This is a genomic window from Alteromonas sp. BMJM2 (genome assembly GCF_027257845.1).
Lineage (GTDB): Bacteria > Pseudomonadota > Gammaproteobacteria > Enterobacterales > Alteromonadaceae > Alteromonas.
Genome location: NZ_JAPVOT010000001.1, coordinates 573467 through 588800, shown reverse-complemented (window position 1 = coordinate 588800; position 15334 = coordinate 573467). Strand labels below are relative to the sequence as shown.

General features: G+C 43.1%; 13 protein-coding genes. 11 read left to right on the top strand and 2 right to left on the bottom strand.

The annotated features are described in order from the left end of the window. Positions 1 to 21: 21 nt before the first annotated feature. The 6 genes from bioA to O9X84_RS02525 all read left to right on the top strand — a co-directional run bounded on the left by bioA (position 22) and on the right by O9X84_RS02525 (position 5982). On the top strand, positions 22 to 1287 hold the full coding sequence (gene bioA / locus O9X84_RS02550; RefSeq protein WP_269517964.1) for an adenosylmethionine--8-amino-7-oxononanoate transaminase: 1266 nt from the start codon (positions 22 to 24) through the stop codon (positions 1285 to 1287). 221 nt (positions 1288 to 1508) lie between these two features. After that, positions 1509 to 2030: a DUF2937 family protein gene (locus O9X84_RS02545; RefSeq protein WP_269517962.1), complete on the top strand. Its 522-nt coding sequence runs from the start codon at positions 1509 to 1511 to the stop codon at positions 2028 to 2030. Between the two features lie 309 nt (positions 2031 to 2339). After that, the gene (locus tag O9X84_RS02540; RefSeq protein ID WP_269517960.1) at positions 2340 to 2621 is read left to right on the top strand and encodes a hypothetical protein; all 282 of its coding nucleotides are present in this window, start codon (positions 2340 to 2342) and stop codon (positions 2619 to 2621) included. Between the two features lie 260 nt (positions 2622 to 2881). Further along, positions 2882 to 3667, top strand: coding sequence for a substrate-binding periplasmic protein (locus tag O9X84_RS02535; RefSeq protein ID WP_269517959.1), 786 nt, complete (start codon positions 2882 to 2884; stop codon positions 3665 to 3667). Positions 3668 to 4007: 340 nt separating this feature from the next. After that, positions 4008 to 4799 carry a DUF1206 domain-containing protein gene (locus O9X84_RS02530; protein ID WP_269517958.1) on the top strand — a complete coding sequence of 264 codons (792 nt, stop codon included), beginning with the start codon at positions 4008 to 4010 and terminating at the stop codon, positions 4797 to 4799. Between the two features lie 52 nt (positions 4800 to 4851). Next, positions 4852 to 5982, top strand: a complete 1131-nt coding sequence (locus O9X84_RS02525; RefSeq protein ID WP_269517957.1) for an AI-2E family transporter — start codon at positions 4852 to 4854, stop codon at positions 5980 to 5982. Between the two features lie 37 nt (positions 5983 to 6019). Here the strand turns inward: O9X84_RS02525 and O9X84_RS02520 are convergent, their stop codons facing one another. Beyond that, a complete protein-coding gene (locus O9X84_RS02520; protein ID WP_269517956.1) occupies positions 6020 to 7165 on the bottom strand; it encodes a DUF748 domain-containing protein in 1146 nt (381 codons plus the stop codon). Positions 7166 to 7653: 488 nt separating this feature from the next. Here O9X84_RS02520 and O9X84_RS02515 point away from each other — a divergent pair, with 488 nt between their 5' ends. Continuing rightward, positions 7654 to 8622 carry a calcium/sodium antiporter gene (locus O9X84_RS02515; protein WP_269517955.1) on the top strand — a complete coding sequence of 323 codons (969 nt, stop codon included), beginning with the start codon at positions 7654 to 7656 and terminating at the stop codon, positions 8620 to 8622. Between the two features lie 38 nt (positions 8623 to 8660). Here the strand turns inward: O9X84_RS02515 and O9X84_RS02510 are convergent, their stop codons facing one another. Further along, the gene (locus O9X84_RS02510) at positions 8661 to 9095 is read right to left on the bottom strand and encodes a hypothetical protein (RefSeq protein WP_269517954.1); all 435 of its coding nucleotides are present in this window, start codon (positions 9093 to 9095) and stop codon (positions 8661 to 8663) included. A gap of 265 nt (positions 9096 to 9360) precedes the next feature. Between O9X84_RS02510 and asnS the strand changes: the two genes are divergently transcribed. The 4 genes from asnS (at position 9361) to pqiB (ending at position 15193) form a co-directional block, all read left to right on the top strand. Then, positions 9361 to 10758, top strand: coding sequence for an asparagine--tRNA ligase (gene asnS / locus O9X84_RS02505; protein ID WP_269517953.1), 1398 nt, complete (start codon positions 9361 to 9363; stop codon positions 10756 to 10758). A gap of 160 nt (positions 10759 to 10918) precedes the next feature. Further along, positions 10919 to 12262: a short-chain fatty acid transporter gene (locus tag O9X84_RS02500; RefSeq protein ID WP_269517952.1), complete on the top strand. Its 1344-nt coding sequence runs from the start codon at positions 10919 to 10921 to the stop codon at positions 12260 to 12262. 136 nt (positions 12263 to 12398) lie between these two features. Further along, positions 12399 to 13541, top strand: a complete 1143-nt coding sequence (locus O9X84_RS02495; RefSeq protein ID WP_269517951.1) for a paraquat-inducible protein A — start codon at positions 12399 to 12401, stop codon at positions 13539 to 13541. Then, entirely contained in the window at positions 13538 to 15193 is a 1656-nt protein-coding gene (gene pqiB, locus O9X84_RS02490) for an intermembrane transport protein PqiB (protein WP_269517950.1), read from the top strand. The genes O9X84_RS02495 and pqiB overlap by 4 nt, the downstream gene beginning before the upstream one ends. The last annotated feature ends 141 nt before the right edge of the window (positions 15194 to 15334 follow it).

Genomic DNA, 15334 nt, shown 5'->3' with positions numbered 1-15334 from the left:
ACATTTACCAACGGTTGAATTTTGAACAATATTGAATTTGATAAACAGCATATTTGGCATCCGTATACGTCTGCCGTAAATCCACTTCCCTGCTATGAAGTCACTGGGGCCAATGGCGCTGAACTGACGCTCTCTACTGGTGAGGTTCTTGTAGACGGCATGTCGAGCTGGTGGGCAGCAATACACGGTTATAATCATCCAGTGTTAAATAAAGCCGCTCACGATCAGGTAGATGCTTTTTCCCATGTCATGTTTGGTGGCATTACCCACCAACCAGCAGTGGATGTATGTAAAACCCTGCTACAAATGGTTCCTGCAGGGCTAGAACGGGTTTTTCTCGCCGATTCAGGTTCGGTGTCTGTTGAAGTGGCAATTAAAATGGCGATTCAGTATTGGGCCTGCCAAGGGCGACCCGAGAAATCACGAATTGTTGCACCTCGCAATGGCTACCACGGTGATACCTTCGCAGCAATGAGTGTGTGCGATCCGGTTAACGGCATGCACAGCTTATTTGAGAGTGTGTTGAGTAAACAGCTTTTCGCCCCCGCCCCTCAAACTCGTTACGGCCAGACCTTCAGCGAAGACGACATCCTTGTTTTAGAAGAGCTGTTTGAGAAAAATCACCACCAAATGGCTGCCTTGATACTAGAGCCCATCGTTCAAGGAGCCGGTGGTATGCGCATGTATCACCCTGAATATTTAAAGCGCTGTCGTCAGTTGTGCGATACCTATGATGTGCTGCTAATTTGTGATGAGATTGCCACCGGCTTTGGACGCACAGGAAAGCTATTTGCGTGTGAGCACGCGGGTATTACGCCCGACATTATGTGCTTAGGTAAAGCCTTGACGGGTGGCTATTTAACTATGGCTGCAACGCTATGCACTGAAGATGTGGCATTGGGAGTTTGCCAAGGTTCGCCGGGGGTGTTCATGCACGGGCCTACCTATATGGGTAATCCACTTGCCTGTGCCGTGGCCAATGCAAGCCTGTCAATTATCAATGAAAATCATTGGCAGCAGCAGATACCGGCCATTGAGAAACAATTACAGAACGAATTGGCAAAATGTGCAGACTTGCCAAGCGTAGCTGATGTTCGTGTGCTGGGGGCAATTGGCGTGGTCGAGGCCGTACAAGCAGTGAATGTGGCCGAAATACAGCGTCACTTTGTAAAGCATGGTGTGTGGATAAGACCTTTTGGTAAATTGGTATACATTATGCCTCCCTACATAATAAGTTCAGAACAGTTGAGTAGATTGACCCATGCTATTTATGACTACTTAAAATAGTTGCACAATCAGTTATTAAACTGCACATCACTAGTGCGCTGAAGTTTACATTCAGTAAGCATTTTATACCGAGTGCATTGACTTAAATTACAGTGAATGTGTTAAAACTCGCAGATACAGAGCAATGAATTTTGAGTGACATGAATATTAATAAGCCCGTCAATGCTGATGTGGTTCTAAACCATTTACTGTCGCATTTTTTATTAACTTGAGGTTGGACAATGATCACGCGCGTTTTAGATAAAGTTGTTTTTGCTGTTTTATTTATTGCTACGCTTCAAGTACCCATTCTTGCAGACCATTACAGACAGTACCTCAGCGGTTATTACGATGCCATTCGGGACGAAGTTACCTTATCGTCTGAATTAGCCAAGCAACATGGCTTCTCTTCTGTTGAGGCTATGTTAGACAGCCTTCAACAAAATGATGAAGCCCTGGTAAGAGATAACGCGTCCCAAAAGGCCCAGCGTTTCTCAATGATCAATTCATTAGAGCAAGGCATGCGCACACTTGAGTATGGTCACTACTTTGAAAAACTGACTTATATGGCTAATCCGGCTCAGTATTCTACATTGAACAAAGTGGTCGATAACTTTCGTCCATCCATTCCGTTAACGCCGGCCTCAGTCATTTTTAGCCTAGTGACAGCAATCTTGCTCAATCTGCTTATTTGGACCCCGCACTTTTGCTATTGCCAAGCTAAAAAGCTAAAGAACACTTCAAAACCCTACTCATATAAATAGGCTCATTTTATTTGTTATCCACCAGTTCCTTTGCTCTGCCACCCGGTCTTTTGCGTTGCCATCCATTTATTAATACAGAGGTGAAGTTAAAGGCTTAAATTGCAGGTTGGCACTGATGATGCATTAACCCTGATGTTAATGATGAAATCGTCATAACAGATGAATTAGATGAATGTTAACGAATGAGTATTCTCACCAGCTTAATCTGTGTTTCAGAGACGGTGCCTTACAGACACTGTGTTGAAACCGCACTTTAAAGACAGCAAAGCAATACTTCATTCGTATTTCATGGCCAAAGGAGAAACGACTATGCCAACTGATGCTCAAGTTTTAATCGGAAAAGTGTTGCAAATTAAAGACAAAATATACGCAAAACGCCACTCGATCCCCACCGATTTGCAAAATGAGTGGAGCGCACTTGATAAAAAGACAGCATGTTTTGAAAGTGACGCTTTATTTCATATGGCGGTAAAGGGAAAGCAAATGAATAAAACAATAAACTATTCAGGCTCAGTAAACGATCTTTCGCAATTGGTTTCACGCCTTAAAAAATTAAATAAGAAAGTAAATATTACCCAAATTAATCACTAGTAACGCTGTGTCTTGGGTATTTTTTCGATAAAGTAAAGCATCAATGCTAATTCATCTTATGCATAAGCAATAAACAGATTTTTATACTTTAACTACCCGTTGCAAAGATAGTTATACTTTAGTTGACACCAAACTAGCATGATTGCAATTGCGGCTTGTTTTCGACAAACTAGACTGCAGATAATAACTAATTTTGTAGTAAAACAGCATTGAAGTTGATAATTCGCAAAATTAAAGTCCAATCGATATGGTCCATAGCCATGTTTGCAGTTCTAGGTACAATTGTATTTGTATTGCCTACTTCTGCGAGCGAGACGATTGATATTACGGTATTCGAAGACCACAATCGCTATGTAGAGGCCTCCGAATCTTATGGTCTTTCGTGGAAGATATTTGAACTAGCGGCCGAGCAGGCTAATTATCAGCTACAACTGCAGCCTTCCTCTTGGCGAGCTTCTATAAAGCGAGTTCAAGACAGTAAAGTTGATCTGGTGTTTGGTGCATTAAAAACCACCAAGCGCGAAAAGTGGGCCTCTTTTTCATTACCTCTAATACCGGAAGGTTCTGCAATATTCACTCAACTAGATAATCCCGTTAATCATTTTGACGATATCGATTTAGAAAATAGTGTTATTGGAGTGTCAGCAAATTCTTTGCAGGAAACGTTGGCTAAAGAACTTGGATTTAAAAACATTTATTCCACTGGTAGTCGACCGCAATTATACGAGATGTTGAAAGGCAATAGATTAAATTACCTCTTCTTTGGCACCAGCATAATCAACTACTACTGCATTAATTTTGCTACATCAGAAAACTCTAAATGCATGAAGCAAGTTAGTGAAGAATACTACCCCAGCAGTGTTCACGCGCTGACATTATCAAACAATAGCGCAGCCGTTAAAAAGTTAAGCCGTATTAACCAAGCTCTTTTCTCCCTGCGACATTCAGAAAAATTAAAAGCTATATTCAAACAATATGCTGACTCGAAAAAATTGTATGAAGGTTGGCTTCACCGAGTTAACGCTCAGACACCGCAGATAGATTGATATCATCTTGACGCAGTCCAGCCAGCGAGCATCGCTTCTTCTGACTAAAGATATTACAGCTTCTATTGTAAATACTTCTTAATGTGGTCTATTTATTCATAGACAAAAGCTACCTATACAGTAGGAATTTGTTCTCATGCTCTCACTTTCGAGGATTTTACAATGTCGACAGGCGCTGTTAAAGCGTTATTCCGTAAGTACTTCAAGAAAATCTTCGATCGCAATAGTTTCACATCGAATCACTTCTCTACTATTTTTCTGTGAATTTGAATCCGTGGCTCATAGTTTGCAAACACCTTAATCACTATTATCGCCACTACAGATTAATTTGAATAAGCATATGGACATCAGGTTTCTAATTAAAGTTATCGCTCGAATAGGATATTCAGCGAAATGCATCGTGTATTGTATTCTTGGCGTCCTTACGCTTTTCGTTGCGTTTACCGCAACAAATGCAGAAGAAGTGACAAAGAAATCCGTCTTTCAGGAAATTTTGTATACACCGTTTGGTTCAGTCTCCCTTACCGCTGTTACTATTGGCTTTGCCTGCTATGTAGCATGGCGCTTAGCTCAGGGCATCACCAACCCTGGGGACTTAGACATGTCGAAGCCTAAAGATATGTTGATGCGCCTATTCTATTTCTTTTCTGCTATTGCATATGGCTCCGCAACCTATGTATCTCTAAAAGTGCTAATGTCCCTCCAAGATAATTCTAAACAGCAACAGCAGCAGATTGGCGATAGTATTCTTCAAACAACCTGGGGAGCGTTACTGGTGGGCGCAATTAGTGTGGCAGTTATTATCTTTTCCCTGATTCAGTTTAAGCATGTCTTCAAAACTGACTTCATGGACAAATTTGTCAGCTCCATGCCGAGATTACAAAGTAGAATAGTAGTGTGGTCTGGTCGACTTGGCTTTGCCTGTCGTGGTGTTTTGTATTTGATGGTTGGTGCCTTTTTTATGAATGCGTCTATCGCGCAAAAATCCGAAAAAGCAGGCGGTCTTCCCGAAGCGTTATCCACATTATTAGTTCAACCCTTTGGGCCATGGATGGTAAGTGCCCTAGGTATTGGGCTGATTGGTTTCGGTGTATTTTGTGGTTTCGAGGGTCGATATCGGAAGACAGATTAATTCCATAACAAACCACACTATTATCCACGCTTCACATTATAAGGACGGTACAATGAAGGAAAATCCACTGTTGCATAGGCATGACGAATACAAGGTGAAAACCAGAGATGTCCGAGTTGTCAGGCTGCTTATTGTTTTAGTCGCACTTGCTTCTCTTTACACTTTATATTTTGCTCAGTCGCTGATAATTCCTGTGGTTTTTTCAATGCTAGTTGCATTGTTGCTGAGCCCCCTAGTAACGAGGTTTAAACGCTTATATATACCACGGGCCGTCTCCTCAATGGTCCTATTAACCATGCTGATAACCCCACTCACTTTTTTAGCTTTCGAACTCTCCGAGCCTGCTGAACGATGGATGAAGTCGTTACCACTATTAGCCGAGGAGATAGCCGAAGAGCTTTCAGTTATTAGCAGCGTAGTTCAGGGTGACACTACCTTACAAGAAAACCAAGCAAACAATACGGCCTACCCGTGGTTTGAAAAAGAACCGACACAGAAAACTGAAGACTCGGCAGTAGAAGAGCAATTCAAACAAGGTAGCAGGCAAATGATTTTTGAAATGCTCCTTGCCGCACCACTTTTTCTCGCTCAGGTCATTGGCGCGGTTGTACTGACGCTATTTCTTCTCATTTTTGGGCCGCCGTTGTCAAAAGTAGTCATCAATGACTTTCCCATTATTAAAGATAGAAAGCGAGCCAGACTGCTTATAAGAAGCATCCAGCAGGCGCTATCTAACTACATTCTCACTATAAGCATCATAAATTGTGCGCTCGGTGTCCTTACGGCAATTGGACTTTCTTATTTTAATATTCGCGATGCTATTTTGTGGGGGGCCATTGTTGGCTTATTAAACTTTGTGCCCTATATGGGCTCCATCATAAGCGTCGGTATACTTTTGCTTGTCGGCACACTGCAGTTTGGATTGATAAGCACGGCTTTGCTTCCTGTTGGGATATTCCTTACCTTAAACATTATTGAATCTCAAATAGTAACCCCAACCGTTTTAGGCAAAAGCATGCAAATTAACCCACTGGTTATCATAGTGTGGCTGTTTCTCAGTGGATGGATCTGGGGTATGTTGGGTGTACTGTTAGCGGTTCCGATATTTGTATGCATCAAACTTACACTGCAACAGATGGAAGTCTTTCCCCACTGGCTGAAATTCATCGAAGCTCATGATTAGCTTGAGCTTCTATAGAAAACTGCCAACAAGATACCTATTATTTCCGCTCCTCTTTTGAGGAGCGCGTTGCTATTGACTCATAAGAAATTACATCGTCTACTTTCATTTTCGTTGCCTCAAAAAACGCATTTTTTAATACCGACACTACCGCTTGAAAAGTAGATATGTCGGTATTATTTAGCGTGCCCTCAATGGGTATTCGCGCTGCGACTAGCTGAGACTCGTCGTTTTCAAGTATCGAACTGAGAATGTCTGCTCCGCCCTCAAAAATAATGGTAAAGAGTCCGTCATCGTCCTTTTCCACATCTTCACGCCAAGAAAAAATACTTAAGTCGTAAACACCCGCCTTAGCATAACCGCTTAATTCATTGTTTTTTGACGCTAACTCCATGGCGCCATCTATTCCACCGGCCTCAATGTCAAATGGGGTGTATACATTGAAGACAGTTTGTATTTGCTTTACAGAAAAGCGTTGAACCTCCAGATTAAAATCAAAATTGGCCTGTTCGCTAAACGGATCTAACTTTCCTTCTATTGAGAGGACCGCCTCTCCCATTAAATCTCCTTCAGCCTCGACGCTAGTCACTAAGGTTTTTGCTAAATTTTGTGCGTTGGTAATGTTATTAATCTGCGCATTTATATTCGCAATATATGTGGGTACTTCACCCTTTTTCGTCTGATTAACCAAGGACACTTTGCCGTCGATAATGGTCAATCTATCTATCGAAAATACCACCAGGTTATTAGCGAGCCCTATCCACGTTTTTTCGTCTTTTACTCTCTCGTTTTGCTCTGGTGCACTAGTGTCCTTGTCATAAATGACTACCTCGGGCTGGCTAAACATCATATTTGTCACCAAATTCCCTTTTAATATGGCTGACCATGCCAAGGAAAAATCGAGAGTGTTAATAGCGAGGAGTGGCTTAGGAGACGATTGTTCGTCAACCGAGAAGATTTCAATATCATCAACTGAGTAGGCACCGCGATACAGTTGCAAATCCACATCGCCCACCTGCCCAGCTATGCCTTTGGTGTGCTTTATTTGTTGATTAATATAATATTGCACGGCATAAGGCGCGCCCACTCGTGCTACAACGAGCAGTAATACAAGTGCCACGACAGCCTTCAACCAGCTTCTTTTGTGAAGATTTGCTGCCACCGTATTATGCTCAGAAAAAGACATTTTATTATCCTTATTTATATTTATTTGTGTAAAAAGTGGCGCTACGTTGTGTAAATATCACACTCGCCTTTAGGTATCACTCGCCAAGATGAGCCTTTGTATTTTGTTCAAGCTCTATACTGAAAGCATATTAAACACTGTTTGAGAGCCTTACTTTGGTGAAAACACGGTCTTCGTTGAGCGTTCTTAATATCATTTGATAAAAGTAAATATTAAAAGAGGCCTTCAAAAAATGAGCCAACTCAAAAAGTAAGAAAGTCTATAATCACGTGGATCATTGTGCGCTATATAATGCAGTGGCTCGTATCCATTACGCTGGTGCACTACTTTCAAATCAATTGGGACAACCAATTGCTTTTTGGTCTCCAAATGTATTTTCTTTATTACAAAAAAGACCAGCATTTGCGATACTAGGCAACAGAAAGGGTGTCTTTTAAGACACAACTTGAACAGCACGTAGATATAAAATGTCGATTTAAGGAGTAAGTATGTTTTTAGCCTGCTTGGCTATTGCTATTGGTCTACCGGTATTACTGTGGAGCGCAGGAAAGTTCGTAGGCGGCGCAGCATCTGTGGCAAATCACTTTGGCGTATCGCCACTATTAATAGGTATGCTCATTATCGGCTTTGGCACGTCTGCACCTGAAATCATTGTTTCAATATTTGCTGCATTACAAGGAAATTCAGGTATTGCATTAGGTAATGCCTATGGGTCGAACATTGCTAACATCTTGCTAATACTTGGGCTTACCGCACTCATCAGCCCTATTGCAGTAAAATCGGAAATCATTAAAAAAGAACTGCCAGTATTACTAGGCATTACTTTTTTTGCTGCTTGGCAGGTACTCGACCAGCAAGTTTCAAAAGACGACGCATTTTCACTATTGGGATTATTTGTTCTCCTTATCTCATGGAGTATCTATCACGGCATGAAGGGCGATAAAGACGCACTCGCCGATGAATACAGTGACGAAATTAATGCATCTCAAGGCACGGTTAAAACTCATGTGATGTGGCTTATTGCCGGTTTACTGTTACTTGTTGCAAGCTCACGCATGCTGGTATGGGGGGCTGTTGAGGTCGCCACTTTCTTTGGTGTCAGCGACACGATTATTGGACTAACCGTTATTGCTATAGGCACGTCATTGCCAGAACTGGCCTCGTCGCTCATTGCTGTTAAAAAGGGCGAGCATGACTTAGCTATCGGCAATGTAATAGGCTCTAATATGTTCAACACGCTTGCCGTGGTGGGTATTGCCGGCACTATTCAGCCCATGGCGGTGAGTTCAGATTTCATTTATCGAGACATCATGGTTATGCTTGCATCCACAGTGGCTTTATTCATTTTTGGTATCGGCATTAAGCGCCAAGGAAGAATAAATCGCGTTGAAGGAGGCGCATTTTTGCTAGCGTACATAGCGTATACCTACTGGCTAATACAAGTGGCCTTTATTTAGGCACAACTCGGCTAAGGTGAAGCCCACAGCAACGTGGGCTAATTCACTGTTGTGGCCAGAGTAATCAAACTCGTGGCCACTATTATGGTTAAAACGATGAGGTTAACGCCAAAACTATCGTTTTTTCGGCGGCTCCTTCTCGCCCGCATTACAGTACTAACAAGGCTTAACACTAAGCACACGCGAAGCAGCGCAACCATGGCGTCAACATACGACATTGTCCATCCGGTTTGTCCTTTGACTCCCCAGTATTGCTGTACACCTGAGATGAACTCGGGGCGGGCATAATGAAACAAAATGAGCACTACCACTAACCCTGCCCAGGCTAAAAGGTTAAGCCCCAGCATAATTTTATAAAACAGCGTGTCAGCATGAGGCGTTTTTCTTCTGTCGTCGCTATGGTGCAGCGCCTTTGTATTCATTTTGTACTGATCATCGCCTTTCGTTGATAAAGAAACATTTTTATTTCCCATTTGTCACTCTGTTCTCTGGCATCCAGCTTATGGTTGAGTATACTAACGTGCTATTGGATTGTGGCATACTTCTCATTTAAAGCGCCTTAGCCATCGAAAATGCAGGTGAGCATATAGAAAGCCACGTTTTACTTTGTATTATTTTATCGGCAAAAAAATCCAAAACATTGACCAAGAACCATTTTTTCGTGCATTTTGCACACTGCGTTTATGTAACTAACACTAGTACATAGCAGCCAAGAAACAGTAAGACGGAGAAACTAACATGACGCACGCGCCCGTTGTTGACGTACTTAAAGGTAAGTACGCCGTTGGCGAATCGGTAACCGTTAAAGGTTGGGTGAGAACACGCCGAGATTCAAAAGCCGGTTTATCATTTATTGCGCTACATGATGGTAGCTGCTTCGATCCGGTTCAAGTAATTGCGCTAAACTCTCTGTCAAATTACGCCGACATCCAGCGCCTAACGGCGGGCTGTTCTCTGTCGGTTACCGGCACAGTAAAAGAGTCACAAGGTCAAGGCCAATCTCTTGAAATTGATGCGACAGAAGTTGACGTTATTGGATTAGTAGAAAACCCAGATACGTATCCGATGGCCGCTAAGCGACACAGCATTGAATACCTTCGCGAATACGCACACTTGCGCCCTCGTACTAACGTTATTGGTGCGGTAACTCGCGTACGCAACTGTTTATCACAAGCTATCCACCGCTTCTTCCACGAGAAGGGCTATTACTGGATTTCAACGCCAATTTTAACGGCAAGCGATACCGAAGGCGCGGGCGAAATGTTCCGTGTTTCAACATTAGACATGATGAACCTTCCTCATGACGACAAGGGAAATGTTGATTATTCTGAGGACTTTTTCGGCAAAGAAACCTACCTAACAGTAAGTGGTCAGCTTAACGTTGAAACTTATTGTACGGCAATGTCTAAGGTATATACCTTCGGCCCAACCTTTCGTGCTGAAAACTCAAATACCTCACGTCACCTTGCTGAATTTTGGATGATTGAACCTGAAGTGGCCTTTGCTGACCTAAGCGATGTGGCTCAACTTGCAGAAGACATGCTCAAATATGTGTGTAAGGCCGTGCTAGAAGAACTTCCGGACGATATGGCGTTCTTTGCCCAGCGCATAAAGAAAGATGCAATAGAGCGTCTTGAAAGCCTTGTGAGCTCTGAATTTGTGCGCATGGACTATACAGATGCGATCGAAATCTTACAAAACTGTGGCAAAACCTTTGAATTCCCAGTTGAGTGGGGCATTGACCTTTCATCAGAGCACGAACGCTACCTAGCAGAAGAGCATGTTGGCGCGCCTATTATCATGCAAAACTATCCAAAAGATATTAAAGCCTTCTACATGCGCATAAATGATGACGGCAAGACCGTTGCTGCAATGGATGTATTGGCGCCAGGAATAGGTGAAATCATAGGTGGTTCTCAACGTGAAGAGCGTCTTGACGTGTTTGACGCTCGCCTTGAAGAAATGGAGCTGTCAAAAGAAGACTACGCGTGGTATCGCGACCTTCGCCGCTATGGCACCGTTCCTCATTCAGGCTTCGGTTTAGGGTTCGAACGTTTAGTTGCTTACGTAACTGGAATGCAAAATGTACGTGATGTGATCCCCTTCCCTCGTACACCAGGCAATGCAAGCTTCTAAAAAAGAGTCGCTTACTGTTTATCTTTGAAGCCCGCTGTTGCGGGCTTTTTTGTTTACGCCAATTCAATTTCAAATGCTCAATACCATACCGCCATGTAGGGAAAACACAAAAGATACGTTATGCTTTAGCAATCTCTTAACAAAAATAATTTAAAAAACAATGTTAAATAGAGCTGCCAAACCCTTAGTAAAACTGGTTGAACGTTATCTACCCGACCCGTTTGTTTTTGTTCTTATTCTTACTCTCTTTGTATTTTTAGCCGCTGTGCTCATTGAGCAACAACCTGTTGTTACCGTTGTTGAACAATGGGGGAATGGCCTGTGGGGGCTACTCACATTTTCTATGCAGATGTTGCTGGTACTTGTCACTGGATTTATGCTGGCTTCTACTGCGTTCATGCGAATGCTGTTAGAAAAGCTGGCTCACCTTGGCAATACGCCGGGAAAAGCAATCCTATTGGTAACCTTGGTTTCACTCTCGGCAAGCTGGTTAAACTGGGGTTTCGGATTAGTTGTAGGGGCACTGTTTGCAAAAACCTTAGCACGAAAAACTCCCGTGGATTATCGATTGCTTGTGGCCAGTGCCTATTCAGGATTTTTGGTTTGGCATGGCGGTCTTGCGGGTTCAGTACCCCTTACCATTGCCACACCAGGTCACTTTAGTGAAGACCAAATCGGTGTAATTAGCACAAGCGATACCCTTTTCAGTGGGTTTAATATTGCACTGCTTTGCATTCTTTTTATTGTTGTTCCGCTGGTAAATCGGCTTATGCTGCCATCACATCAAGACAGCGTTATTGTCAGTCCAGACAAACTCACCGATAGCATAGAACAAGAACATGGCATAGAAAAAGAACGTGCCCTAGAGCAAGTAAAAAGCAATGAAAGGCCCGCTGATAAGTTAGAAAACAGTAAAATTCTGGGCATTCTCATTGGCGTTTTTGGGATAGCGTACCTTGTTAACTACTTTATAAAAGACGGTGGTTTAAACCTCAACATTGTGAATACTATTTTCTTGTTTTTGGCTATTGCTCTACACGGCACACCCAAACGTTTGCTGCAAAGTCTACAGCAGGCAGTGAAAGGCGGCAGTGGAATTATTATTCAGTTTCCTTTTTACGCCGGCATTATGGCCGTCATGGTACAGTCTGGATTGGCTGAAAGTATGTCTCAGTGGTTAATTAGCTTTGCTTCTGCCCAGTCACTTCCGGTGCTTACCTTTATTAGCGCTGGGATAGTGAATATTTTTGTCCCCTCTGGTGGAGGTCAGTGGGCCGTGCAAGCGCCAGTGGTGCTTCCTGCAGCAGCAGAATTAGGGGCTGATATCTCTCGCGTTGCGATGGCAGTTGCTTGGGGGGATGCCTGGACCAATTTAATCCAGCCATTTTGGGCATTGCCAGTACTCGCGATAGCGGGTTTAAAAGCCAAAGACATTATGGGTTTCTGCTTAGTCCAACTTATCATCACGGGTGTAATAATCGCCTTAGCGCTGCGCTTTTTTTAGTGGGCAAGTAGTTGACGTGTGTACATACCCAGTGAAGATAGTCTATTTATGTCTACACTAAGCAATTTTGTAGACACTAAATATCAATGCTTTATATTATTGATATTATACACAACGGATGTCGTTAGCGACTAGTATGGAAAATCCAGAGCAGTTAACAATAGTGTGCGACCAATGCCACACTAGTGTGAGTATTCCCACGCTTGCCCATCGTCAAAGAGCGACATGCCCTCGATGTGCCCATACGCTGATTTTCTTCAAAAAAAATGCCACTGAAAAACTGCACGCTTATGCCCTTAGTGCGTTAATCTTTTTGTTACTTTCGCTGCCATTTAATTTTCTTACCTTTAAAGCCAGCGGACAAAAACACAGCATCGATTTGCCAAGCGGTATCACGGTGCTGATTGAAAACGACTACCTTTCGTTGGCGATTATCACCGGGCTAGCCACTGTTTTATTGCCTGGATTGGTGCTTATTGGCTTGGCCTGGCTTTCTCTTGCACAGCTTAAACAGCAGCGGCCATTTTACCTATTCCGCTTATTTTCTTTCGTAAAAGCACTGCTTCCTTGGAGCATGGCAGAAATCTTTTTAATCGGTACTCTTGTGAGTCTAATTAAAATAAACGAGCTAGCCGATGTGACGATAGGGTTATCCTTTTACGCTTTTGTTGGATTTAGTGCGTTTACCACGCTGGCTATCATGCAGTTTGACCCGACTCGTTATGAAATGTGGCTCAAACAGGGAAAACCGCCTTCGCCAAAGCCATTATCCGCAGCCCAAGCAGACGCCAGCATTCAGCGCACGTGGGCATTGCTTATCACATCATGTATTTTGTATATCCCTGCCAATTTACTGCCAATTATGTATACTGAGCTCTTTGGGCAAGAAACCCCTAACACCATTATTGGTGGCGTAATTTCCTTATGGGAATCGGGGTCTTACCCCGTGGCTATTATCATTTTATTCGCCAGCGTCGTTGTACCGGTGGCGAAGATTTTAATATTAGCATGGCTTAATTATTCAGTTCAGCGACAGCGAACCAACTCGCAACGGTTGCGCACACGGTACTATCGACTTACCGAGGCCATTGGGCGGTGGTCAATGATTGACGTTTTTGTGGTGGCGGTCTTGGTTTCTCTTATACAAATGGGGAACACCCTATCCATTTATCCTGGCCAAGCGGCTCTCGCATTTTGTGCGGTAGTTTTTATTACAATGATAGCTGCAATGACATTTGACTCACGGCTAATATGGCAGCAGTGGAAGCAATTACCATGACCATAAACGATGCGAACATTAACGAGGCGACGGTAAAACCAACTTCATCAATATCTAGAATATGGTTAATTCCTATTTTAGTAGCACTCATCGGTGGATGGATGGTGTATTACCAGTGGACAAATCAAGGGCCGCTTATCACTATTGAGCTACACTCTGCAACGGGTATAGAGGTTAATAAGACCCCTATTAAAGTGCGGGATTTGGACATTGGCCAAGTAAAAAAAATATCGCTTAAGCCCGACCTCGACGGCGTGTTAGTTACCGCTAGAATAGACGCCAGCGCTTCCCACCTGCTTAATGAAAATGCAAAATTTTGGGTGGTTGCACCGCGCATTAGCTTTTCGGAGGTCTCAGGTTTAAATACACTTATCTCTGGGAGCTACATTGCCATGTCTGCCGATGACAATGGAAAAGAACAGCTTCACTTTAACGCCCTTTCTCGGCCGCCGGTTACCCCACCCGGTACGCCTGGTCTTCATGTTATGCTGCGAAGCGACGACGAATTTGCCTATAAACCTGGCGACCCTATTATTTATAAGGGGTTTAAAGTTGGCGAGTTTGAAGATGCAACCTTTAACATTGAAGAGCGCGTGGTGTATTACGATGCGTTTATCGAAGCGCCTTATCATAAACTTATCACAGTAAATACACGCTTTTGGGATGTGAGTGGCGTAAAGCTTCAGCTTGAATCTAGTGGCGTGAGTGTTGAAACTGGCAGTCTGGAAACCCTCCTTGCTAACGGTATAACCTTTGGTATCCCCGATGGTGTGCCAAAAGGTGAGCTTGTTGTAGAAAATGCATTTTTCACCATTTACGAAGACAACACGGCCGCTTCAGACGCGCGCTACAAAGTTGCCGCTGAATACCTGCTGTTAATTGATGAAAGTGTCAGAGGCCTCACTGTTGGAGCTCCAGTTGAATATCGCGGTATTGAAATTGGCAATGTAACGGGGATTAACTCGCTGTCCGCGATAGAGGGCAACATATTAGAACAAGACTACCCTATTCCAGTGCTCATCAACATTTATCCAGGCAAAGCTCGACAGCCCGATACCGAAGAGGGGCTGAGTGCCATTAAGCAGACTTTGCGTAACTGGCTAGAGCGAGACTTACGGGCCACCTTGAGAATGGGTAACGTACTTACCGGTGGATTATATGTAGACTTACAGCATGTGCCTGATGCAGCGGGTAGTGGCAAAGTTTCGATAGTGAATGGTTACGAAGTTATTCCTACGGTAAGCAATGAATTTACCCAGCTTACGCAAAAAGCAGATGCCATTCTCGATAAGATAAATCAGCTCCCGCTAAAAGAAATGGTGGCCAATGTGCAGTTAGCAGTTGAAGACATGAAGCTGGCAGCTGAGTCGGTAGAGACGGCAAGCACTGACTTCGACCTTCTGATTGAAGATATAGACGCCAAGGCCCTAAATGGTAATTTAAATCAAGTACTGGTAAGTTTAGACAGTTTACTGAAGAACTACAGCGATGGCGGTTTCAATCAGTCGGAAATAAAAGAGACGGTTGACACATTACAGGATACGTTGAGAAACATTCAGCCATTGCTATTAAAGTTGAATCAATCGCCAAATAGCCTTATTTTTTCAAAAGATGGCAATGACGATATTCAGCCTAAAGCACAAAAGAAATAATAGACTACTTAGTTTACAGTGCGATGAAATTACAGGCTTGGTTAATCCAAAAGTGTGTTATTTGAGTAAGTAAGCAGGGCACCGCGTTGAATACTCAGTAAAGATGGCAAACCGCGACATTGACGTATTTTTGATAGTTAG

Bases quoted from the DNA above. Each gene is read 5' to 3' on its own strand.
- O9X84_RS02540 (WP_269517960.1), top strand. From the start codon at position 2,340: ATGCCAACTGATGCTCAAGTTTTAATCGGAAAAGTGTTGCAAATTAAA.
- O9X84_RS02500 (WP_269517952.1), top strand. From the start codon at position 10,919: ATGTTAAATAGAGCTGCCAAACCCTTAGTAAAACTGGTTGAACGTTAT.
- O9X84_RS02515 (WP_269517955.1), top strand. From the start codon at position 7,654: ATGTTTTTAGCCTGCTTGGCTATTGCTATTGGTCTACCGGTATTACTG.
- pqiB (WP_269517950.1), top strand. From the start codon at position 13,538: ATGACCATAAACGATGCGAACATTAACGAGGCGACGGTAAAACCAACT.
- asnS (WP_269517953.1), top strand. From the start codon at position 9,361: ATGACGCACGCGCCCGTTGTTGACGTACTTAAAGGTAAGTACGCCGTT.
- O9X84_RS02535 (WP_269517959.1), top strand. From the start codon at position 2,882: ATGTTTGCAGTTCTAGGTACAATTGTATTTGTATTGCCTACTTCTGCG.
- O9X84_RS02525 (WP_269517957.1), top strand. From the start codon at position 4,852: ATGAAGGAAAATCCACTGTTGCATAGGCATGACGAATACAAGGTGAAA.
- O9X84_RS02510 (WP_269517954.1), bottom strand. From the start codon at position 9,095: ATGGGAAATAAAAATGTTTCTTTATCAACGAAAGGCGATGATCAGTAC.
- O9X84_RS02545 (WP_269517962.1), top strand. From the start codon at position 1,509: ATGATCACGCGCGTTTTAGATAAAGTTGTTTTTGCTGTTTTATTTATT.
- O9X84_RS02520 (WP_269517956.1), bottom strand. From the start codon at position 7,165: ATGTCTTTTTCTGAGCATAATACGGTGGCAGCAAATCTTCACAAAAGA.
- O9X84_RS02530 (WP_269517958.1), top strand. From the start codon at position 4,008: ATGGACATCAGGTTTCTAATTAAAGTTATCGCTCGAATAGGATATTCA.
- O9X84_RS02495 (WP_269517951.1), top strand. From the start codon at position 12,399: ATGGAAAATCCAGAGCAGTTAACAATAGTGTGCGACCAATGCCACACT.